Raw genomic sequence first — 17,468 nt, forward strand, 5'->3', positions numbered from 1 at the left:
AAAGCTTAGTGAACGAGCGGCTATCAAGGCTCTAGGCGAGACGGTCGTCACCGGGTGTTCGGAAAGTGTCCAGGATCGAACGCCGACAGCGCACATTTCACCGGCGCACCACCCACTGACGGCCGTCGTTCGAGTCCCGGCCGACCGGGCTCGGCCGTTATAGTCCGGGCATGGCTGAGCAGTTTCCGGACCGGCAGTGGGGTTCGCGCACCAGCGCACTCTCCCGAGTAGCAAACAAGTTCGCGGCGACCAAGCCCGGTTCGTGGTTCATCCGCAAGATCACCCCGCTCGATCGCGCGCTGCTCGAGCGGACCGACGCCAAGTACACCGTGCTCGGTCCGATCGGCGCTCCGGTGATCCTGCTGACCACCATCGGCCGCAAGTCCGGCCAGCCGCGCACCCAGCCGCTGCTCTACGTGCACGACGGCGACGTGCTGTACGTGATCGGCAGCAACTTCGGCCAGGAACGCCACCCGGCGTGGACCGCCAACCTGCTGGCCAACCCCGCCGCCACGGTCGCCATCGCGGGTCACCGCCTCCCGGTGCTGGCGACCCTGGTCGAGGCCGACGCCAAGGACGCGATCTTCGCCCGCTTCGTCGAGATCACCGGCGCCTACGCCGCGTACCAGGACCGCACCACCCGCGACCTGCGCATCTTCGCCCTACACCGGACGTAAGCACAGGCGCTCAAAGCCAGCGGGCAACGCCACCGTGGCCTGAACATGTGCCGCTGCGGTGCTGACTGAAGGAATAGGTGCCGTCACTACATTGCGCGGAGGCACCGGCAGGCGCGGACGGCGCCTGCACCGGGTCGTGTACGCAGTTGCCGCTGGAGTTGACGTACGAGCCAGCGCCGCAAACGAGGTCCGGATCGCTGGCCCGGGGCGGTGCGACCAGCGGGGCGGGTGCGGGCGGTACCTGGGCAGGCGGCGGGCGCAATGCCACCGTCGTGAGCGGCACCAGCACGGTGGTCGGCGCAGGCGCGACAGTCCTGATCGGCGTGCTGGTCGTAGTGGTAGCCAGCGCGCTGATCGTGGTCGGCGCACTGACTTGGCTGGCGGGGGCATGACTCGTCGAGCTGACTGATGTTGTGACAGAGATGGTTTGGGATGTCCGGGATGGCGAAGCCGGCTGGGCCGAGCAGCCACTGACAAGCACGACGAACGCGCTCACACCGACAAGGAAACCGACACCGCTGAGGCGGGACTGCACGGATGCTCCGATGATTGATAGCAAGCCACCTGCTGGATGACTCATCTCATTACATCGGCGGCACGCAACCGCCCATTACCAAACAATCGCAGGTCAGATAGTTTCCGGCCATCCAAGAAACACTGGCGGCGCGCGAAACCACGTCAGCGTTCGGGAGCTCGCTCGATCGCCGACAGGTGTGCGATGTTGGCTTGATCGTCGGGCTCGGTGCTCGGGTCGCCGGTGAACCAGGCGTCGAGGATTTCCTGGAGTTCCGCGCTGGAGGTCGAACGTAGGCTGAGGGCAAGGACATTGGCGTCGTTCCACCGGCGGGCGCCCTTGGCTGTCGCGGCGTCGCGGCAGAGGGCCGCGCGGATGCCCGCGATCTTGTTCGCGGCGATCGAGGCGCCGGTTCCGGTCCAGCAGCAGACGATGCCCTGGTCGGCGTTGCCCTGTGCGACATCGCGGGCCGCCGCTTCGCTTGCCCATGCCCAGTCATCGCGTTCGGACTCCGCGAGTGCGCCGTGCAGGACCGTTTCGTGTCCGCGCCGGGCGAGCTCCTCGATCAGCTCCTGTGCCACTCCGACGCGTTCGTCCGCAGCTACCGAGATCCGCATACCGCCAGCTTAATTCCGCATATCCGCGCCATTGACAGCATGCTGTCAAATATGACAGGATACTGTCATGACCATGAATACAGTGCACGTTGCCGTCTACGACACCTTCGCCGACTGGGAGATCGGGGCCGCCACCGCGCACGTCAACCGGACGACCTGGCAGCGGGAGCCGGGCAGCTGGCAGACCAAAACGGTTGGGCTGACCACGGATCCGATCACCACGCTCGGCGGCATGCGCATCGTGCCGGAGCTGGCGCTGGCCGATCTCACGCCGGCCGAGAGCTCGATGCTGATCCTGGCCGGTGCGGACACGTGGGAGGGCGAGGAGCTGATGCCGTTCGCGGCCAAGGCGCGTGAGTTCCTCGACGCGGGCGTTCCGGTCGCGGCGATCTGCGGCGCGACGCTCGGGCTGGCCAGGGCAGGCCTGCTCGATACGCGCAAGCACACGAGCAATGTCCGAGAGTTCTTGCTCTACAGCGGATACGCGGGCGCCGACAACTACGTGGAGGAGGCCGCGGTGACCGATGGCGATCTGATCACGGCGGGCGGCACCGCGCCCTTCGAATTCGCCCGCGAAGCGCTGGGCCGGCTCGGCGTCTACGAGCCGCACGTGCTCGACGGCTGGTACCGGCTGTACGGGAACTCCGATCCGGCGGGCTGGGCCGTGCTCGCCGAGTACGAAGAGCAGCGATCCGGCGCGCACGTCTGATGCGCAACGAACAGGAGCTGTTCGCCACGGCGGCCATCACGTCATTCCGATTGAACGGCCAGTTCCTCGCGATCGCCGAGGAACTGGCCCGGCCCGCCGGTCTCACCGCGGCCTGGTGGCAGGTGCTCGGCGCGGTGCTGACCGAACCGCTGCCGGTGGCGGGCATCGCCAGGGACATGGGCATCACCCGGCAAAGCGTGCAACGCATCGCGGATCTGTTGGTGGACAAGGGACTTGCCGAATATCGGCGGAACCCCGCGCACCGGCGCGCGAAACTCGTCGCGGTGACGGATGCGGGGCTGGCGGCGGTGCGGCGGATCAATCCGCAACACGCGGTCGTCGCCGCACGGTTGCTGGACGAGCTCGGCTACGAGCGGTTCGCCGCGGCCGTCGACGCCCTCACCGCGCTATCGACGGCGCTGGACGCGATCACCGAATGATCAACGGCTGCGGCAGCTCGCGGCGCCTCAGCCGGCGAACGGCTCCTTGGTCCGCCCGACCAGATCGGCGACGGAGTCGAGCACCATCGTCGGCCGGTACGGGTACGCCTCGACCGACGCACGGGTGGAGATGCCGGTGGTGACCAGGATCGTGCGCATGCCCGCCTCCAACCCGGAGATGACGTCGGTGTCCATCCGATCACCGATCATCACCGTCGACTGCGAGTGCGCGCCGATCCGGCGCAACGCCGAACGCATCATCAGCGGGTTGGGCTTGCCGATGTAGTACGGATCGCGCCCGGTAGCGCGGGTGATCAGCGCGGCAACCGAGCCGGTCGCGGGCAGCGAACCGTCGCGGGACGGGCCGGTCGGGTCGGGATTGGTCGCGATGAAGCTCGCGCCCTTCTCGATCAGGCGGATCGCGGTGGTGATCGCCTCGAAGGAGTAGTTGCGGGTCTCGCCGAGCACCACGTAGTCCGGGTTGCTGTCGGTGAGCACATAGCCGATCTCGTGCAAGGCCGTGGTGAGACCGGATTCGCCGACCACATAGGCGGTTCCGTTGGGCCGCTGCTCGTCCAGGAAGGTGGCGGTGGCCAGCGCGGAGGTCCAGATCGCCTCCTCGGGAATGTCGAGTCCGGTGTGGCGCAGCCTGGCCTGCAGGTCGCGCGGGGTGCGGATGGAGTTGTTGGTGAGCACCAGGAACGGCGTCTCGTTGGCGCGCAGTTCGGCGAGGAACTCGTCGGCGCCGGGCACCAGTTGGTCCTCGTGCACCAGCACACCGTCCATGTCGGTCAGATAGGACAGGATCGGTTCATCAGTCACCAGACAATTGTCCGCTACCGGACACGTTCCCGGGGGTAAGTCCGACGCGATGCGACCCTTCGCACACCTTCGGGTGCCGCTGACTATGGTCGAAGACGGCCATAGGACGCGCGTCGGGCAGTGCGTGTGCGATCGCCGAGCGCGGGAACGTCCGCGGGCTCGCGGCGGTTGCAGCAAGACATGACCGCGGCGTGCCTGCGGCCGACAACGGTGTGCGGGAATGCCCGCACCACAGGTGTGCAGCGAAGCGACAGGAGTGGCGCACATGGGTGAGCTAAAACTCGGATACAAGGCGTCGGCGGAACAGTTCGGGCCGCGCGAACTGGTGGAGATCGCGGTGCTCGCCGAGGAACACGGTCTCGACAGTGCCACGGTGAGCGACCACTTCCAGCCGTGGCGGCACAAGGGCGGGCACGCGCCGTTCTCGCTGGCCTGGATGGCGGCGGTCGGCGAGCGCACGAAGCGGATCCAGCTCGGTACCTCGGTGCTCACGCCCACCTTCCGCTACAACCCGGCCGTGATCGCGCAGGCGTTCGCCAGCATGGGTTGTCTGTACCCCGACCGGATCATGCTCGGCGTGGGCACCGGCGAGGCGCTCAACGAGATCGCCACCGGATACAAGGGCGAATGGCCCGAGTTCAAGGAGCGTTTCGCGCGGCTGCGCGAGGCGGTCGAGCTGATGCGCGCGCTGTGGACCGGCGACCGCGTCGACTTCGCTGGTGAGTACTACAACACCGTCGGCGCGTCCATCTACGACGTGCCCAAGGGCGGCATCCCGGTGTACGTCGCCGCGGGCGGACCGCTGGTCGCGCGCTACGCGGGCCGCGCGGGTGACGGCTTCATCTGCACCTCCGGCAAGGGCATGGACCTCTACACCGAGAAGCTGATGCCCGCCGTCGCCGAGGGCGCCGCCAAGGCAGGCCGCACCATCGACGACATCGACCGGATGATCGAGATCAAGATCTCCTACGACACCGATCCCGAACTGGCACTGGAGAACACCCGCTTCTGGGCCCCCCTGAGCCTCACCCCCGAACAAAAGCACAGCATCACCGACCCCATCGAAATGGAAGCCGCCGCCGACGCCCTCCCGATCGAGCAGATCGCCAAACGCTGGATCGTCGCCAGCGACCCCGACCAGGCCGTAGACCTCATCAAGCCCTACCTCGACGCCGGCCTCAACCACCTGGTCTTCCACGCCCCCGGCCACGACCAACGCCGCTTCCTCGACCTCTTCCAACGCGACCTGGCCCCCCGCCTCCGCGCCCTGGCCTGACCCACAGACCACCCGCACGTCGCACAGGGACTGAACGCCCGCTGCGACGTGCGGGCGTCGATCTGTGTGGACGATCCGCTAGCTGAGGGCGCGGTCGAGGTCGGCGAGGAGGTCTTCTAGGTCTTCCAGGCCGGTGGAGATGCGCAGGACGCCGTCGGAGAGGCCGATGGTGGCTCGGCCTTCGGGGCCCATGGCGCGGTGGGTTGTGGTGGCGGGGTGGGTGATCAGGGATTTGGCATCGCCGAGGTTGTTGGAGATGTCGATGATGCGTAGGCGGTTGAGGACTTCGAAGGCGCGCTTCTTCGCCTCCTGCGGGGGGGCATTCAGTTCGAAGGTGACCACGGTGCCGCCGGCGCTCATCTGGCTGGTGGCCAGGTCGTGCTGCGGATGTGATTCCAGGAACGGGTATTTCACCCAGCTGACCGACTTGTTGGACTCCAGGAAGCGGGCGATGCGCAACGCGGATTCGGTCGAATGGCGCACGCGCAGCGGCATTGTCTCCAAACCCTTGAGCAGCGTCCACGCGTTGAACGGGCTCAGGGCCGGACCGGTATGGCGCATCAGGGTTTTCACCGGGCCGTCGATGTAGTCCTTCGCGCCGAGGATGGCGCCGCCGAGCACCCGGCCCTGGCCGTCGATGTGTTTGGTGCCGGAATAGACGACCACGTCGGCGCCCAGTTCGAAGCCGCGCTGCAGCAGCGGGGTGGCAAAGACGTTGTCCAGCACCACCTTCGCGCCCGCGGCGTGCGCGAGTTCGGTGACCCGGCGCACGTCGACGAGGGTCTGCATGGGATTGGCCGGGGTCTCGAAGAACACCGCCTGGGTGGGCACGGACAACGCCTGCTCCCACTGCTCCAGATCTTCGCCGTCGACGAAGACGGTCTCGACGCCCCAGCGCGGCAGGATCTCGTTGCACACCACGAAGCAGGACCCGAACAGGCTGCGCGCGGCGACAATTCGGTCGCCGGCACCGAGCAGCGCGCCCAAAGCGGTGAATACCGCGGACATTCCGCTCGCGGTCGCGAAGCATGCCTCGGCGCCGTCGAGCAGCCGCATCCGCTCCTCGAACATGGCCACCGTCGGGTTGCCGTAGCGGGAGTAGACGAAATGCTCCACATCGCCGGTGAACGCGGCCTCGGCGGCCTCCGCGCTCTCGTAGACGAAGCCCGAGGTCAGGTAGAGCGCCTCGGAGGTTTCCTCGAAACCGGAGCGGCGCAACCCCCCGCGCACCCCGAGGGTCGCGGGGCCGACGCCCTCGGGCAGCGGCTTGTCGAACGCACCACCGGTAATCACGACTGCCTCCCTACGCCGCACGACCGCACCTCGGTACCCACCAACGCCGTCGCGGACCTACAGCACGTGCTCATGACTGCCGCCAGGGCAAGCCGAGGGCACGCCAGCCGGTTCCGCCGCGATGTCCGTCGGCGTCGACCGGGCCTTCGAAACCCTCGAGCACGTTGTACGAGGTGCCGAATCCGGCCTGCGTCGAGGCGATCGCCGCGCCGATGGAGCGCTGTCCCGAGCGGCAGAGGAAGATCACCGGGGCTTCGGGATTGTGGCCGTCGAGCGCCGTGACCAGCTGCTCGGTGAACTCGCCGTTGCGCGTGCCGGTCGAGTCGACCCACTCGATCAGCACCGTCGGGCGCTCGATCGAACTGGTGTCCGGCACGCCGACGAACTTCCATTCGGCCTCGGTACGCACGTCGACCAAGACAGCTTCGGGGTTGTCTCGCAACAGATCCCAAGCCTGCTGCGGGGTGATGTCACCGGCATAACTCATCTGGACCCTCCTAGAATCCGCACTTGCCACGCTCGGGTTTGACGCGCGGCCAGGTCGTCACCCGGAGCACCCCACCGCGGAGGAGGGTTGCCGACCAGTATTGCCGGGGCTTGACACTGGTTCTCATGACCTTCTGCTGAGATTGCCTGGACTGGGGTCACCCTGTCAAATGGCTGCTCACGGTATGAGAATGCTCAATTACAGACCAGCCATTTGTCGCCGGATCTGGTCAGATTCCAGGTGGAAGTCTGCTCATCGCCGTCGACCTTGGTGGTGACCGTCGCCTTCGCCCGGTCGCCGTCGACCTTCGGATCATCGAGTTTCGTGATTTCTACAGTCTTTCCGCCGCCGGACCGCCCGGCAAGTGGGGACCGCTTCGGATCGAAGCCCTGGCAGCCCGCGCCTGGTGGGGGCACCAGGTCGGTGTTGTTGGACCCCTCGACGAAGTCGCGCACCGCGGCGGCGATCCGGTCCGATTCTGTGACATTTTTCTCAGCGGGCGACAGCACCCCGCCGAGCACGATCGCGCCGAGCACGAGCACCGCGATGACGGCCGCGGCGACGAACGGTGCCACGGAACGCTTGTCGGTCTGATCGACCTTGATGACTTCGTCCTCGGCAGGTGACTGCTGATCGCTCATACGACGATGATCCCTGGTCGGCGGCGATATCCGGCGCGCGCCCCCGCACTGCCCCGGCGCAGGCGACGAAGGTTGTTGTGCCGCGCGGGGAATCAACGGTGCGCGAGCGGGTAACCCCGTAGCGCACGTCGGCGGCATCCGTTCAGTTCACGCACCGCCGAGGGCGGCCGCACGCACCACCGATAGAATCGCGAGACTGCGGCCTGCTGTCATAGCCGCGGCTGGGGTGGCCACGAGCCGACAACTCCAGCGTCCGCGCCGCCAGGTGCAACCAGCCAGCGCGTAACTTAGCCTAGGCTAAGGAAGACGCCGTTAATTTGTTCTCGACCATAAGGGTGCGCGTAAAAGATGACCGAACAGAGTGCAGAGTCGATCAGCGGTGTTCGCGAGCCCTCCGTGGTTACGCAGGCTGCCTCCTCCGGGCTTGACGCGGACACCGCCGGTAACCGCCCGCTGCGCATCGCCATCGTCGGCGCCGGACCGGCCGGGATCTATGCCGCCGACGCGCTGATGAAGTCCGATGCCGAGGTCAGCATCGACCTGTTCGAGCGCATGCCCGCGCCGTTCGGGCTGATCCGCTACGGCGTCGCGCCGGACCATCCGCGCATCAAGGGCATCATCACCGCCCTGCACAAGGTCCTCGACAAGCCGCAGGTGCGCCTGCTCGGCAACATCGACTACGGCACCGACATCACCCTCGATGACCTGCGCACCTTCTACGACGCGGTGATCTTCTCGACCGGCGCCAACGCCGACCGCGCGCTGGGCATCCCCGGCATCGGCCTGGACGGCTCCTACGGCGCGGCCGACTTCGTGTCCTGGTACGACGGTCACCCGGACGTGCCGCGCACCTGGCCGCTGGACGCGGAGAAGGTCGCCGTGCTCGGCGTCGGCAATGTCGCCCTCGACGTGGCCCGCGTGCTGGCCAAGACCGGCGACGAGCTGCTGCCGACCGAGATCCCGCCGAACGTCTACGCGGGCCTCAAGGCCAACAAGGCGCTCGAGGTGCACGTGTTCGGCCGCCGCGGCCCGGCGCAGGCCAAGTTCACCCCGCTGGAGCTGCGCGAGCTGGATCATTCGCCGACCATCGAGGTCATCGTCGATCCCGAGGACATCGACTACGACGAGGGCTCCGAGGCCGCGCGCCGCCACTCCAAGCAGGTCGACATGATCGCGAACACGCTCGAGCAGTGGGCGATTCGCGACGTCGGCAACCGCCCGCACAAGCTGTTCCTGCACTTCTTCGAGTCGCCCTCGGAGATCCTCGGCGAGGACGGCAAGGTCGTCGGCCTGCGCACCGAGCGCACCCAGCTCGACGGCACCGGCAACGTCAAGGGCACCGGCACCTTCAAGGAATGGGACGTGCAGGCGGTCTACCGCGCCGTCGGTTACCTGTCGCAGAACCTGACCAGCCTGCCGTTCGACGACCAGGCGGGCACCGTGCCCAACGAGGCGGGCCGCGTGATCGGCGACGAGAACGCCGACGGCGCCGACCGCTACGTGCCTGCCACCTACGTCACCGGTTGGATCAAGCGCGGCCCGGTCGGCCTGATCGGCCACACCAAGGGCGACGCGAACGAGACGGTGGCCTGCCTGCTCGACGACAGCGCGAACTTCACCCCGGCCGCGCAGCCGGAGCTGGACGCCGTCACCGCCTTCCTGGAGGGCAAGGGCATCCCGTTCACCACCTGGCAGGGCTGGTACCGCCTGGACGCGCACGAGCGCTCGCTCGGCGAGCCGGAGGGCCGCGAGCGCGTCAAGGTCGTCGAGCGCGAGGACATGCTGCGGGCCAGCGAGCCGCACAAGGTCTAGACCGACTCGCTGTTACCGCCACGACAGCGGAAAAACTCGTACTGAGGCATTCTGTACAGGTGTTCGATGCCCATTTCCACATCTTCGATCCGCGGTTCCCGCGGTTCGAGAACGAGGGCTACCTGCCCGGCTCCTTTACCATCGCCGATTATCGAAAGCGCATGTCGCGCTTCGATGTCGGCGGCGGAGCCGTGGTCAGCGGGTCCTTCCAAGGCACCGACCAGACGTATCTGAAGGCGGCCCTCGCCGAGCTCGGCGAAGGGTGGGTCGGCGTCACCAGGCTCGACCTGGACGCCACCGACGACGAGATCATCGAACTGGACCGGATCGGCGTCCGCGGCCTGCGATTCAATCTCAAGCGGGCCGCGGCCGACATCACCGGCATGACGCTGCAGGCCTTGCGCGCCCATGACCTGGTCGGCTGGCACGTCGAGGTGTACATCGACGGTCAGATGCTCGCCTCGCTACAGCCGGTCATCTCCAAACTTCCGGTTTTCGCCATCGATCACCTGGGCATGTCCGACGAGGGCCTGCCCTACCTGCTGGATCTGGTCGACCGCGGCGCGCGGGTGAAGGCGACGGGCTTCGGCCGGGTCGCGATGAGCGTCCCGGACACGCTGCGCCGCATCCACGCGGTCAATCCGGAAGCGCTGATGTTCGGCACCGACCTGCCCGGCACCCGCGCGGGCCGCCCCTTCCAGGACTCCGATGTCGATCTCATCTGCGATGTGGTCGGCACCGATATGTTCGCCGTTCTCGAAGACAACGCTCGCTCGTTCTATCGGCTCCCCGCTCGGGTCCGCCCCCTGCCGGACGACCCGACCCCCACGCTCCCGATGTACACCACCGAACAACCCACCATCCCCATCCGCCGCGCCGCGCGCCCCGAACTCGAAGTGGCAGACACCATCCCGCTACCCGTCATCGAGTAGCACCGGTCAGGTGACGATGGCGCCGATGACCCACACGCCGGTGGCGAGTAGGGCGCCGAGCAGTTCGATGAGCATCGACAGGCCTACGCCTTTGAGCGCGTGCACCGTTGACTGCCAGGCTTGTTGGCCGATACGCAGGCGTTGGAGTTCGCAGAGATAGACGCCGAGCACGAAGCCGACGAACAGGCCGACCACGGGGATCACGAAGAAGCCGACGATGCCGAGCACCGCACCGAGGACGAGGGAGCGGTTGGCGACCCCCGCGTCCTTCATCTTCCGGCCCGGCCAGGTGTATTTGATGACGCCGGAGAGCACAAGCAGGGCGGTGCTGACGGCGAACACAGTCCAGGCGGTGGCGCCGCCGGTCATGAAGGCCCACACCGCGATTGCGCCGAAGATCAGGATGACGCCGGGCAGGATCGGGACGATGATGCCGAGCAGGCCGACCACAATGACCAGGCCGACGACGACCTCCCCCGCGCCGGTCACGACCGCGCCCCCTCGGTCTCTCGCATGACTCCACCTCACCGCGCGGGCTCGCCGGACGTTCCCGCGAATGGTGCGCTGCTGAGATTGTGTCGTACCGGGTGCGTCCGCGCACGACCCCGGGGGAAGGGTGCCCGGCGACCTAGGCGATGGATGAGGCAGCGTTATTGTCATACTGTCAATACACCGGCCGGTCCGTTGCCAGGAGCAGCGCCGCAATGCCGGTGTGCTGGATCAACGACGAACCGAGGTAGGGCGTGAGCACTCCATCCACCGCCGCTAAAGGCCCGCTCGCGGGCATCAAGGTCATCGAACTGGCCGGCATCGGCCCGGGACCGCACGCCGCACTGCTGCTGGCCGACCTGGGCGCCGACGTGGTGCGGATCCAGCGGGCGGGCCAGATCCCCGGCGGGTTCGACCGGCCGCAGCAGCGCGGGCGGACCATCGTCGAGGCCAACCTCAAGGACCCCGCCGACATCGAGAAAGTGCTCGGGCTCGTCGAGAAGGCGGACGTGCTCATCGAGGGCTTCCGGCCGGGTGTGACCGAGCGGATGGGACTCGGCCCGGACGACGCGCTCGCGCGCAACCCGCGCCTGGTCTACGGCCGGATGACCGGCTGGGGCCAGGAGGGCCCGCTGGCCGATCGCGCCGGACACGACATCAACTACATCTCCATCACCGGCGTGCTGCACGCCATCGGCCGCAAGGGCGAGCGCCCGGTGCCGCCGCTGAACATGGTCGGCGACTTCGGCGGCGGCTCGATGTTCCTGGTGTTCGGCCTGCTTGCCGCGCTCGTCGAGCGGCAGACCTCCGGCAAGGGGCAGGTGGTCGATGCCGCGATGGTCGATGGCGCACTTGCCCTTTCGCACATGATCTGGGGTATGCGCGGGTACGGCGCGTGGTCCGACGAGCGTGGGGTGAATCTGCTCGACACCGGAATGTCGTTCTACGACACCTACGAAACCGCCGACGGCAAGTACATGGCGGTCGGCTCGATCGAGCCGCAGTTCTACGCGCAACTGCTGGCCGGGCTCGGCATCGACCCGGAGGGCCTGCCTTTCCAGCTCGATCCGGCGGGGCAGGAAACGCTGAAAAAGCTGTTCACCGAACGCTTCCTGACCAAGACGCGCGACGAGTGGGCGGAGATATTCGTCGGCACCGACGCCTGCGTCTCCCCCGTCCTCACCTTCGAGGAAGCCACCCAGAACGCACACATCGCGGCCCGTGGCTCGTTGATCGAGGTCGACAACATCACCCAGCACGCCCCGGCCCCCCGGTTTTCCCGTACCCCCAACGGCATCCCGACCCCGCCGCCCAACGAGGCGACCCCGATCGAATCCATCTGGGCGAACTGACTTTTCGACACGACCGAGGGCCCTGGGCTATCCCCGGGGCCTTTCGTCTGCCCCGGAAAGGCAGGTCAGACGGTGGTCACGGCGTTGATCGGGCGACCGCCGTCGGCCACCGCGCGGGTGACGAACTTGGCGATCCGGGCCACCAGGGTGCGCGGGCGGCGGGGCATCAGGTGCGCCGCGGCGAAGTTCTGCGCGCCCGGCACGACATAGCCCCTGTTGCGTTCCAGCGCGCGTAGCGCAGACCGCACAACCTGTGTGGCGCTACCCATTTGGCCGATGGCGGCATCGTGGGTGCCGACCGCTTCGAAGAACGGCGTCTCGGTGGGCCCGGGGCAGACGGCAAGGACCTTGATGCCGCGGCCGCGATATTCACTCCACAGCGACAGGCTGAAGTTCAGCACGAACGCCTTCCCGGAGGAGTACGTCGCGAAATACGGCGACGGCTGCAAGGCCGCGATCGACGCGACATTGACGATTTCGCCGCTGCCCCGCGCCAGCATGCCGGGGATCAGGCGGCGGGTAAGACCCGCCAGCGCAACGACATTGACCATCAGCTGATCCTGCTCACGCTCGGCGCCGAGGTCCTCGAAGCGGCCCGCGCTGCCGAACCCCGCGTTGTTGACCAAGACATCGACCGAAAGTTGCCGCGCGGCAAGCTCATCCGCCACCCGCGCGGCCGCATCGGGCGCGGTGAGGTCCTGACCGATGACGTCCACTCGCACGCCATGGCGCTGATGCAGTTGCGCGGCAAGGGCTTCCAGTCGCGGCAGCGACCTGGCGACAAGGACGAGGTCATCGCCACGGGCCGCCAGCGCGGCGGCGAACTCGGCGCCGATGCCGGATGAGGCGCCGGTGATGAGAGCGGTTTTTCCAGTGTGGGTCATTTCCATCTCCTTCGATTTTGTGCAACATCAGCGTAGCAATATATCTAGTAACTGCAACTCTTATGTTGCAGTTAAATGGTAAATCGCAGCTCGCGTGTAGTGTGTCGAAGAGATCTCACAGAACGGAGCCCCCATGTCGCCCACGTCCGCGCGCCCACTGCGTGCCGATGCCGAGCGCACCGTCCGCGCCATCCTGGACGCCGCGGAACGCGTGCTGAGCGAACACCCCAACGCGACACTCGAGCAGATCGCCGAGGCCGCCGGGGTCGCCCGCACCACCGTGCACCGGCGCTTCGCCAATCGGGACGATCTGGTGCGCACCATGGCGGTCGCCGCCTGGCGCCGCATCGCGGCAGCGGTCGACGCCGCCCGGCCACGCACGGCCCCGCCGCTCGTCGCGCTGCATCAGGCCACCGCCAATGTCATCGAGATCAAGTACGGGGCCTCGTACGCGCTCGATCGGGTGGACAGCACCGACCCCGAGGTCGCCGAACTGCAGGCGGACGTCTACGCGAAATGCGATGCGGTACTCGAACGCGCGCGTGCCGACGGGTTCATCGCGGCCGACGCCGACCCGACCTGGGTCCGCCGGGTCTATCTCGCGCTGATCACCGAAACCGTGCACGGCAGTACCGAACTCGACGGCACCACCGACCCCGATACCCTCGCGGGCCGGGTCATCGACACGCTGCTCGGCGGCGTCGGTACCGGACGACGCCAGTAGTCGAGGACGCCGTTATCCGCTGCGGCGCAACGACGTCAGTAGCAGGTGAGCGGCTGCAGGGCGTCGGCGGCGCGGGGTGTCAGCGCCTCGTAGGCGGCGGCCATCGCCTTGACCGCCAAGCGGAGTTCGGGTTCCTGGTGGGTGAAGGGCAACCGGATGAAGCGTTCGAACGCGCCCTGGACGCCGAATCTCGGTCCGGCGGCGAGCAATACGCCGTGGTTGGGCGCGGTGGCGGCCAGTGCGGTGGAGACGGGCGCCGGTAGCTGCGCCCACACGGACATGCCGCCGGCGCCGTAGCTGCTGAGCCGCCACTCCGGCAACTCGTCGGCGACGGCCTCGACCAGCGCGGCACGTTGCGCGCGCAGCTGGTCGCGGCGGCGGTCGAGGATGGTGTCCGCGGTGGCGAGCAGATGGACGGTGGCCAGCTGGTCCATCACCGGGGTGCCGAGGTCGACCGTGGAGCGGATGCCGAGCAGCTTGGTGATCAGCGGCTGGTTCGTGCGAATCCAGCCGACCCGCAGGCCACCCCAGAACGACTTCGAGGCCGAGCCGATGGTGACGATCTCGTTCCCCTTGGCGAAGGCGGCCACCGGCGGCTGCGGCTCGCCGGACAGGTGCAGATCGCTCATCGACTCGTCGATCACCACGGTCATCCGGGTTTCCCGGGCGATGGCGGCCAGTTCGGCGCGGCCGTCGGCGTCGAGCACCAAGCCGGTCGGGTTGTTGAAGTCGGGCACCAGGTAGGCCAGGGTGGCTGCGGTTTGCCTTGCGGCACTGCGAATTCCGTCGAGATCCCAGCCTTTGTCCGGATACTCGGGCCGCAGCGGCACCGGCACCGGCCTGGCGCCGACATCGCGGATCGCCTCGATGGCGTTCGGGTAGGTGGGGTGGTCGATGAGCACCCGGGCCGCGGGCGCGGTGAGGACATTCAGCAGCAGACGCAAACCATGCTGGGCGCCGAGGGTGACCAGGATCTGGTCCGGTTCGGTGGGCAGGCCGCGCTCGGTGTAGCGGCGGGCGATCGCCTCGCGCAGCGTAAGCACGCCGACCGGGTCCATGCCGTGCGTGCCGAGGTAGGTCGGCAGACCTTCCAGCGCAACCGAATACGCCTCCTGCATCTCCAGCGGGGCGGCCATCGCGGCGTAGGTCATGTCGATGGTCGGCAGCTCGGACGCCGCCATCATCGCCATGATGCTCCTGGCCGGTTTGCTGCCATCGTGCTGCACGTCGCGCGGCAGGGCGACGGTGCTGCGCGAGCCCTGGCGGCTGATCAGGTAGCCGTTCTCGCGCAGCAGCGAGTAGGTGGAGGTGATCGTCGTGCGACTGACCCCGAGGGTGGTGGCGAGGTCACGTTCGCTGGGCAGCGCGACGCCGAGCGGGGCCCGGCCGTCGTGGATCAGCAGCCGAATGCCCTCGGCGAGTGCGAGATACGCCGGGCGGGCGGAGCGCCGAGACGACTCGATCTCGCCGTCCTCGACCACATTCCGCCACCGACCAAGGTCGCGAGCCAAGGTGCCCGCCCCGATAACTCTCGTCGCCATAAGGTCCAGTATTGAGGGAGTGGCTATTTAAAGCAAGGCCAGTCCGGGCGCAGGCTGGCAGCATGACCACCTTTGCCACCTTGCTCGTCGTCGCCGCCTTCGGCTACCTGATCTATCGCTACCTGCCGAAGGGCGCCCAGCGGGCGTTCCGGCTGGACCGATACCACCCGAGCAGCCCGATGTCCGACTGGACCTCCTCGTACTACGACGACCAGCGGCGTTATTCGGATCTGGCCGCCGTCTACGGCCGCCGTGACGCGCCGGACCAGCAACCGGAGCAGCTCGCACCCGAGGTGGTTCCGGTCCGCCGGACCGAATCGCCGAAACCGGCCACCACCGAGCCGGTCCGGCAACCGGCCGAAGCGCAGCTCACCGAGTACGCGTGGCGTTCCCGCCGGACCGTCGCACCTCGCGTCGATGAGACGCGGCGACCGGCAAAGGGCGTCCGGCGACTCGTCACGGACCCGAGCACGCTGCACAAAAAGGCCAGTTGAGTAAAACTGGACTGATATCTCGCGACTTGTCGGTCCCGCCGTGCACACTGAGACCATGAGTGACGCCAGTTGCCTGTCCGCCGAGGCAACACTCTTCGACACCGCGATCGGCCGCTGCGCGATCGCGTGGAGCGGTGCGACCGTGATCCGGTTCCAGCTCCCCGAGGCAAACCCGGCCGCGACTCGCGCGCGTATCACCCGCCGCCGCACCGGCCTGCCGGACAACGAAGTCCACGAAGAGGCCCCCACCGGCGTGATCGCCGAGGCCATCATCGGCATCCGCGCCCACCTGGCCGGCGAACTCGACGACCTGCGCTGGATCCCCTTGGACACCAGCGGAATCCCGGAATTCCACCGCGCGGTATTCGAGGTCACCCGCGCGATCAATCCCGGCCACACCCTCACCTACGGCCAGGTGGCCGATCGCATCGGCGCGCCCGGCGCCGCCCAGGCCGTCGGACAAGCCTTGGGCCGCAATCCGATTCCCCTGATCATTCCGTGCCATCGAGTAGTCGCCGCCGACAACGCGCTGACCGGTTTCTCCGCTCCGGGCGGCATCACCACCAAGCAGAACCTACTCGAGATCGAACGCACACCAGGGTTCGGCGAGCCAACTCTGTTCTGAGTAAACGGTTTTCGCACTCGCCCGGTGCACGATCCGGCATTCCTCGCAATATGGGCGCGCGACCAGCCGGAGCGATACCGCGGCCTCGACGGGTTTTCCGTAAATAACGTTCACGACATACCCGACAGAAGACCGGCATAGTGAGCAGTATCACAGACTTCGCGGGGTCCGGTCTGTCGCGACGCCGTCGATGAATCCACCCACCCGGCACCGTCTGTACAGGCAAGGCAGCAACCCAGCGTTGGCCGACACCCGCGTCGAAAGTGAGATTGTTGTGGAGACCGTGACCTCCGCCGACGGCACCGTGATCGCCTACGACCGGCACGACGGCCACGCCGGAACCGTCATCCTGATCGGCGGTGCCTTCGGCTACCGCAAGTTCCCGAAGATGGTCGAGCTGGCCACCACCCTCAACGAGCACTACGGCCTCACCGTCCTCAACTACGACCGGCGTGGCCGCGGCGACAGCACCGACTCCGGCGGTTACGACGTCGAGCGCGAGATCGACGACATCGCCGCCCTGGTCCAGGCGGTAGGCGGCTCGGCCATGCTGTTCGGCTGGTCGTCCGGGGCAGCACTCGCGCTGCGCGCCGCCGGGTCGGGGCGCATCCTCGGGATCACCAAGGTGGTCGCCTTCGAGCCGCCGTTCGTGGTCGACCACGACGGCTTCGTCCCCGCCACCGACCTGGAGACGACGCTGCACGAGCTGGTCGCCGCGGGCCGTCGCGCCGATACCGTCCGCTTCTACCTGACCAAGGCGATGGGCATCCCGCGGCCGATGGTCTCCGTCATGCGTGTCACGCCGTTCTGGAAAAACCTCGTCGCCACCGCGAACTCGACGCCGCACGATTGGGCCGTCATGCGCGACTACATGCGCGGCGAGCCGTTACGCACCGATGACTGGACCACCGTCAAGGCACAAACCCTGGTCATCGCGGGCGCGAAGAGTGATGCCCTGCTCCGTAAGGGCGCGAAGGCGATCGCCGCCGTCCTGCCCGACGCCGAACTCCAGGAAATCGCCAAGCTCAGCCATAACCCGAACGTCAGCCTGCTGGCCCCCGCCGCGGGCGAATTCCTCACCGGCGCAGCGGAAACCACCGGCTAGCCGGGGTAACGCAACCAGCTCGGCTGCTTCGACC

20 protein-coding genes and 1 riboswitch are annotated in these 17,468 nt (G+C 67.6%); of the genes, 11 read left to right on the forward strand and 9 right to left on the reverse strand.

Annotated elements, in window-relative coordinates; all coding sequences use genetic code 11:
* Positions 1–170: 170 nt before the first annotated feature.
* Entirely contained in the window at positions 171–677 is a 507-nt protein-coding gene (locus tag ACIBCN_RS32165; RefSeq protein ID WP_396995453.1) for a nitroreductase family deazaflavin-dependent oxidoreductase, read from the forward strand.
* Positions 678–687: 10 nt separating this feature from the next.
* On the opposite strand, the gene ACIBCN_RS32170 is transcribed toward ACIBCN_RS32165, so the two are convergent.
* A complete protein-coding gene (locus tag ACIBCN_RS32170) occupies positions 688–1,257 on the reverse strand; it encodes a DUF3761 domain-containing protein (protein WP_396995454.1) in 570 nt (189 codons plus the stop codon).
* Between the two features lie 98 nt (positions 1,258–1,355).
* Positions 1,356–1,808: an RpiB/LacA/LacB family sugar-phosphate isomerase gene (locus ACIBCN_RS32175; RefSeq protein WP_396995455.1), complete on the reverse strand. Its 453-nt coding sequence runs from the start codon at positions 1,806–1,808 to the stop codon at positions 1,356–1,358.
* A 73-nt stretch (positions 1,809–1,881) separates the two neighbouring features.
* On the opposite strand from ACIBCN_RS32175, the gene ACIBCN_RS32180 reads away from it, so the two are divergent.
* A complete protein-coding gene (locus tag ACIBCN_RS32180; RefSeq protein WP_396995537.1) occupies positions 1,882–2,517 on the forward strand; it encodes a type 1 glutamine amidotransferase family protein in 636 nt (211 codons plus the stop codon).
* The gene (locus tag ACIBCN_RS32185; RefSeq protein WP_396995456.1) at positions 2,517–2,957 is read left to right on the forward strand and encodes a MarR family winged helix-turn-helix transcriptional regulator; all 441 of its coding nucleotides are present in this window, start codon (positions 2,517–2,519) and stop codon (positions 2,955–2,957) included. The genes ACIBCN_RS32180 and ACIBCN_RS32185 overlap by 1 nt, the downstream gene beginning before the upstream one ends.
* A 27-nt stretch (positions 2,958–2,984) precedes the next feature.
* Here the strand turns inward: ACIBCN_RS32185 and ACIBCN_RS32190 are convergent, their stop codons facing one another.
* Positions 2,985–3,743: an HAD-IIA family hydrolase gene (locus ACIBCN_RS32190; protein WP_364726855.1), complete on the reverse strand. Its 759-nt coding sequence runs from the start codon at positions 3,741–3,743 to the stop codon at positions 2,985–2,987.
* Between the two features lie 301 nt (positions 3,744–4,044).
* On the opposite strand from ACIBCN_RS32190, the gene fgd reads away from it, so the two are divergent.
* Positions 4,045–5,055: a glucose-6-phosphate dehydrogenase (coenzyme-F420) gene (gene fgd, locus ACIBCN_RS32195; RefSeq protein ID WP_396995457.1), complete on the forward strand. Its 1,011-nt coding sequence runs from the start codon at positions 4,045–4,047 to the stop codon at positions 5,053–5,055.
* Positions 5,056–5,133: 78 nt separating this feature from the next.
* Here the strand turns inward: fgd and ACIBCN_RS32200 are convergent, their stop codons facing one another.
* From ACIBCN_RS32200 to ACIBCN_RS32210, 3 genes are all read right to left on the reverse strand, one after another.
* Positions 5,134–6,348, reverse strand: coding sequence for an O-succinylhomoserine sulfhydrylase (locus tag ACIBCN_RS32200; protein ID WP_396995458.1), 1,215 nt, complete (start codon positions 6,346–6,348; stop codon positions 5,134–5,136).
* A gap of 70 nt (positions 6,349–6,418) precedes the next feature.
* A complete protein-coding gene (locus tag ACIBCN_RS32205) occupies positions 6,419–6,835 on the reverse strand; it encodes a rhodanese-like domain-containing protein (RefSeq protein ID WP_396995459.1) in 417 nt (138 codons plus the stop codon).
* Positions 6,836–6,849: 14 nt separating this feature from the next.
* Positions 6,850–6,966: riboswitch (SAM riboswitch) on the reverse strand.
* 63 nt (positions 6,967–7,029) lie between these two features.
* On the reverse strand, positions 7,030–7,476 hold the full coding sequence (locus tag ACIBCN_RS32210; protein ID WP_396995460.1) for a hypothetical protein: 447 nt from the start codon (positions 7,474–7,476) through the stop codon (positions 7,030–7,032).
* Between the two features lie 459 nt (positions 7,477–7,935).
* Between ACIBCN_RS32210 and ACIBCN_RS32215 the strand changes: the two genes are divergently transcribed.
* Both ACIBCN_RS32215 and ACIBCN_RS32220 read left to right on the forward strand, forming a co-directional pair.
* Positions 7,936–9,288, forward strand: coding sequence for an FAD-dependent oxidoreductase (locus ACIBCN_RS32215; protein ID WP_396995538.1), 1,353 nt, complete (start codon positions 7,936–7,938; stop codon positions 9,286–9,288).
* 59 nt (positions 9,289–9,347) lie between these two features.
* The gene (locus tag ACIBCN_RS32220) at positions 9,348–10,220 is read left to right on the forward strand and encodes an amidohydrolase family protein (protein ID WP_396995461.1); all 873 of its coding nucleotides are present in this window, start codon (positions 9,348–9,350) and stop codon (positions 10,218–10,220) included.
* 6 nt (positions 10,221–10,226) lie between these two features.
* Here the strand turns inward: ACIBCN_RS32220 and ACIBCN_RS32225 are convergent, their stop codons facing one another.
* Positions 10,227–10,709 carry a DUF456 domain-containing protein gene (locus tag ACIBCN_RS32225; RefSeq protein WP_396995462.1) on the reverse strand — a complete coding sequence of 161 codons (483 nt, stop codon included), beginning with the start codon at positions 10,707–10,709 and terminating at the stop codon, positions 10,227–10,229.
* A 254-nt stretch (positions 10,710–10,963) separates the two neighbouring features.
* Here ACIBCN_RS32225 and ACIBCN_RS32230 point away from each other — a divergent pair, with 254 nt between their 5' ends.
* A complete protein-coding gene (locus tag ACIBCN_RS32230) occupies positions 10,964–12,061 on the forward strand; it encodes a CaiB/BaiF CoA transferase family protein (protein WP_396995463.1) in 1,098 nt (365 codons plus the stop codon).
* Between the two features lie 65 nt (positions 12,062–12,126).
* On the opposite strand, the gene ACIBCN_RS32235 is transcribed toward ACIBCN_RS32230, so the two are convergent.
* Positions 12,127–12,945 carry an SDR family NAD(P)-dependent oxidoreductase gene (locus ACIBCN_RS32235; RefSeq protein WP_396995464.1) on the reverse strand — a complete coding sequence of 273 codons (819 nt, stop codon included), beginning with the start codon at positions 12,943–12,945 and terminating at the stop codon, positions 12,127–12,129.
* A gap of 133 nt (positions 12,946–13,078) precedes the next feature.
* Here ACIBCN_RS32235 and ACIBCN_RS32240 point away from each other — a divergent pair, with 133 nt between their 5' ends.
* Positions 13,079–13,669, forward strand: a complete 591-nt coding sequence (locus tag ACIBCN_RS32240) for a TetR/AcrR family transcriptional regulator (RefSeq protein WP_396995465.1) — start codon at positions 13,079–13,081, stop codon at positions 13,667–13,669.
* Between the two features lie 35 nt (positions 13,670–13,704).
* Here ACIBCN_RS32240 and ACIBCN_RS32245 read toward each other — a convergent pair whose 3' ends face one another.
* Positions 13,705–15,210, reverse strand: coding sequence for a PLP-dependent aminotransferase family protein (locus ACIBCN_RS32245; RefSeq protein WP_396995466.1), 1,506 nt, complete (start codon positions 15,208–15,210; stop codon positions 13,705–13,707).
* A 62-nt stretch (positions 15,211–15,272) separates the two neighbouring features.
* On the opposite strand from ACIBCN_RS32245, the gene ACIBCN_RS32250 reads away from it, so the two are divergent.
* From ACIBCN_RS32250 to ACIBCN_RS32260, 3 genes are all read left to right on the forward strand, one after another.
* Entirely contained in the window at positions 15,273–15,704 is a 432-nt protein-coding gene (locus tag ACIBCN_RS32250) for a hypothetical protein (RefSeq protein WP_396995467.1), read from the forward strand.
* 55 nt (positions 15,705–15,759) lie between these two features.
* Complete coding sequence (locus tag ACIBCN_RS32255; RefSeq protein WP_396995468.1) at positions 15,760–16,329, forward strand: methylated-DNA--[protein]-cysteine S-methyltransferase; 570 nt, start codon at positions 15,760–15,762, stop codon at positions 16,327–16,329.
* Positions 16,330–16,603: 274 nt separating this feature from the next.
* Positions 16,604–17,434, forward strand: a complete 831-nt coding sequence (locus ACIBCN_RS32260) for an alpha/beta fold hydrolase (RefSeq protein WP_396995469.1) — start codon at positions 16,604–16,606, stop codon at positions 17,432–17,434.
* The last annotated feature ends 34 nt before the right edge of the window (positions 17,435–17,468 follow it).

Source organism: Nocardia sp. NPDC051052, from assembly GCF_044456045.1.
Lineage (GTDB): Bacteria > Actinomycetota > Actinomycetes > Mycobacteriales > Mycobacteriaceae > Nocardia.

What these genes read in the sequence shown, in the direction of transcription:
- ACIBCN_RS32255 (WP_396995468.1), top strand. Translation starts at nt 15,760, where the DNA reads ATGAGTGACGCCAGTTGCCTGTCCGCCGAGGCAACACTCTTCGACACC.
- ACIBCN_RS32165 (WP_396995453.1), top strand. Translation starts at nt 171, where the DNA reads ATGGCTGAGCAGTTTCCGGACCGGCAGTGGGGTTCGCGCACCAGCGCA.
- ACIBCN_RS32250 (WP_396995467.1), top strand. Translation starts at nt 15,273, where the DNA reads ATGACCACCTTTGCCACCTTGCTCGTCGTCGCCGCCTTCGGCTACCTG.
- ACIBCN_RS32180 (WP_396995537.1), top strand. Translation starts at nt 1,882, where the DNA reads ATGAATACAGTGCACGTTGCCGTCTACGACACCTTCGCCGACTGGGAG.
- ACIBCN_RS32205 (WP_396995459.1), bottom strand. Translation starts at nt 6,835, where the DNA reads ATGAGTTATGCCGGTGACATCACCCCGCAGCAGGCTTGGGATCTGTTG.
- ACIBCN_RS32175 (WP_396995455.1), bottom strand. Translation starts at nt 1,808, where the DNA reads ATGCGGATCTCGGTAGCTGCGGACGAACGCGTCGGAGTGGCACAGGAG.
- ACIBCN_RS32170 (WP_396995454.1), bottom strand. Translation starts at nt 1,257, where the DNA reads ATGAGTCATCCAGCAGGTGGCTTGCTATCAATCATCGGAGCATCCGTG.
- ACIBCN_RS32245 (WP_396995466.1), bottom strand. Translation starts at nt 15,210, where the DNA reads ATGGCGACGAGAGTTATCGGGGCGGGCACCTTGGCTCGCGACCTTGGT.
- ACIBCN_RS32240 (WP_396995465.1), top strand. Translation starts at nt 13,079, where the DNA reads ATGTCGCCCACGTCCGCGCGCCCACTGCGTGCCGATGCCGAGCGCACC.
- ACIBCN_RS32185 (WP_396995456.1), top strand. Translation starts at nt 2,517, where the DNA reads ATGCGCAACGAACAGGAGCTGTTCGCCACGGCGGCCATCACGTCATTC.
- ACIBCN_RS32210 (WP_396995460.1), bottom strand. Translation starts at nt 7,476, where the DNA reads ATGAGCGATCAGCAGTCACCTGCCGAGGACGAAGTCATCAAGGTCGAT.
- ACIBCN_RS32235 (WP_396995464.1), bottom strand. Translation starts at nt 12,945, where the DNA reads ATGACCCACACTGGAAAAACCGCTCTCATCACCGGCGCCTCATCCGGC.
- ACIBCN_RS32190 (WP_364726855.1), bottom strand. Translation starts at nt 3,743, where the DNA reads ATGGACGGTGTGCTGGTGCACGAGGACCAACTGGTGCCCGGCGCCGAC.
- fgd (WP_396995457.1), top strand. Translation starts at nt 4,045, where the DNA reads ATGGGTGAGCTAAAACTCGGATACAAGGCGTCGGCGGAACAGTTCGGG.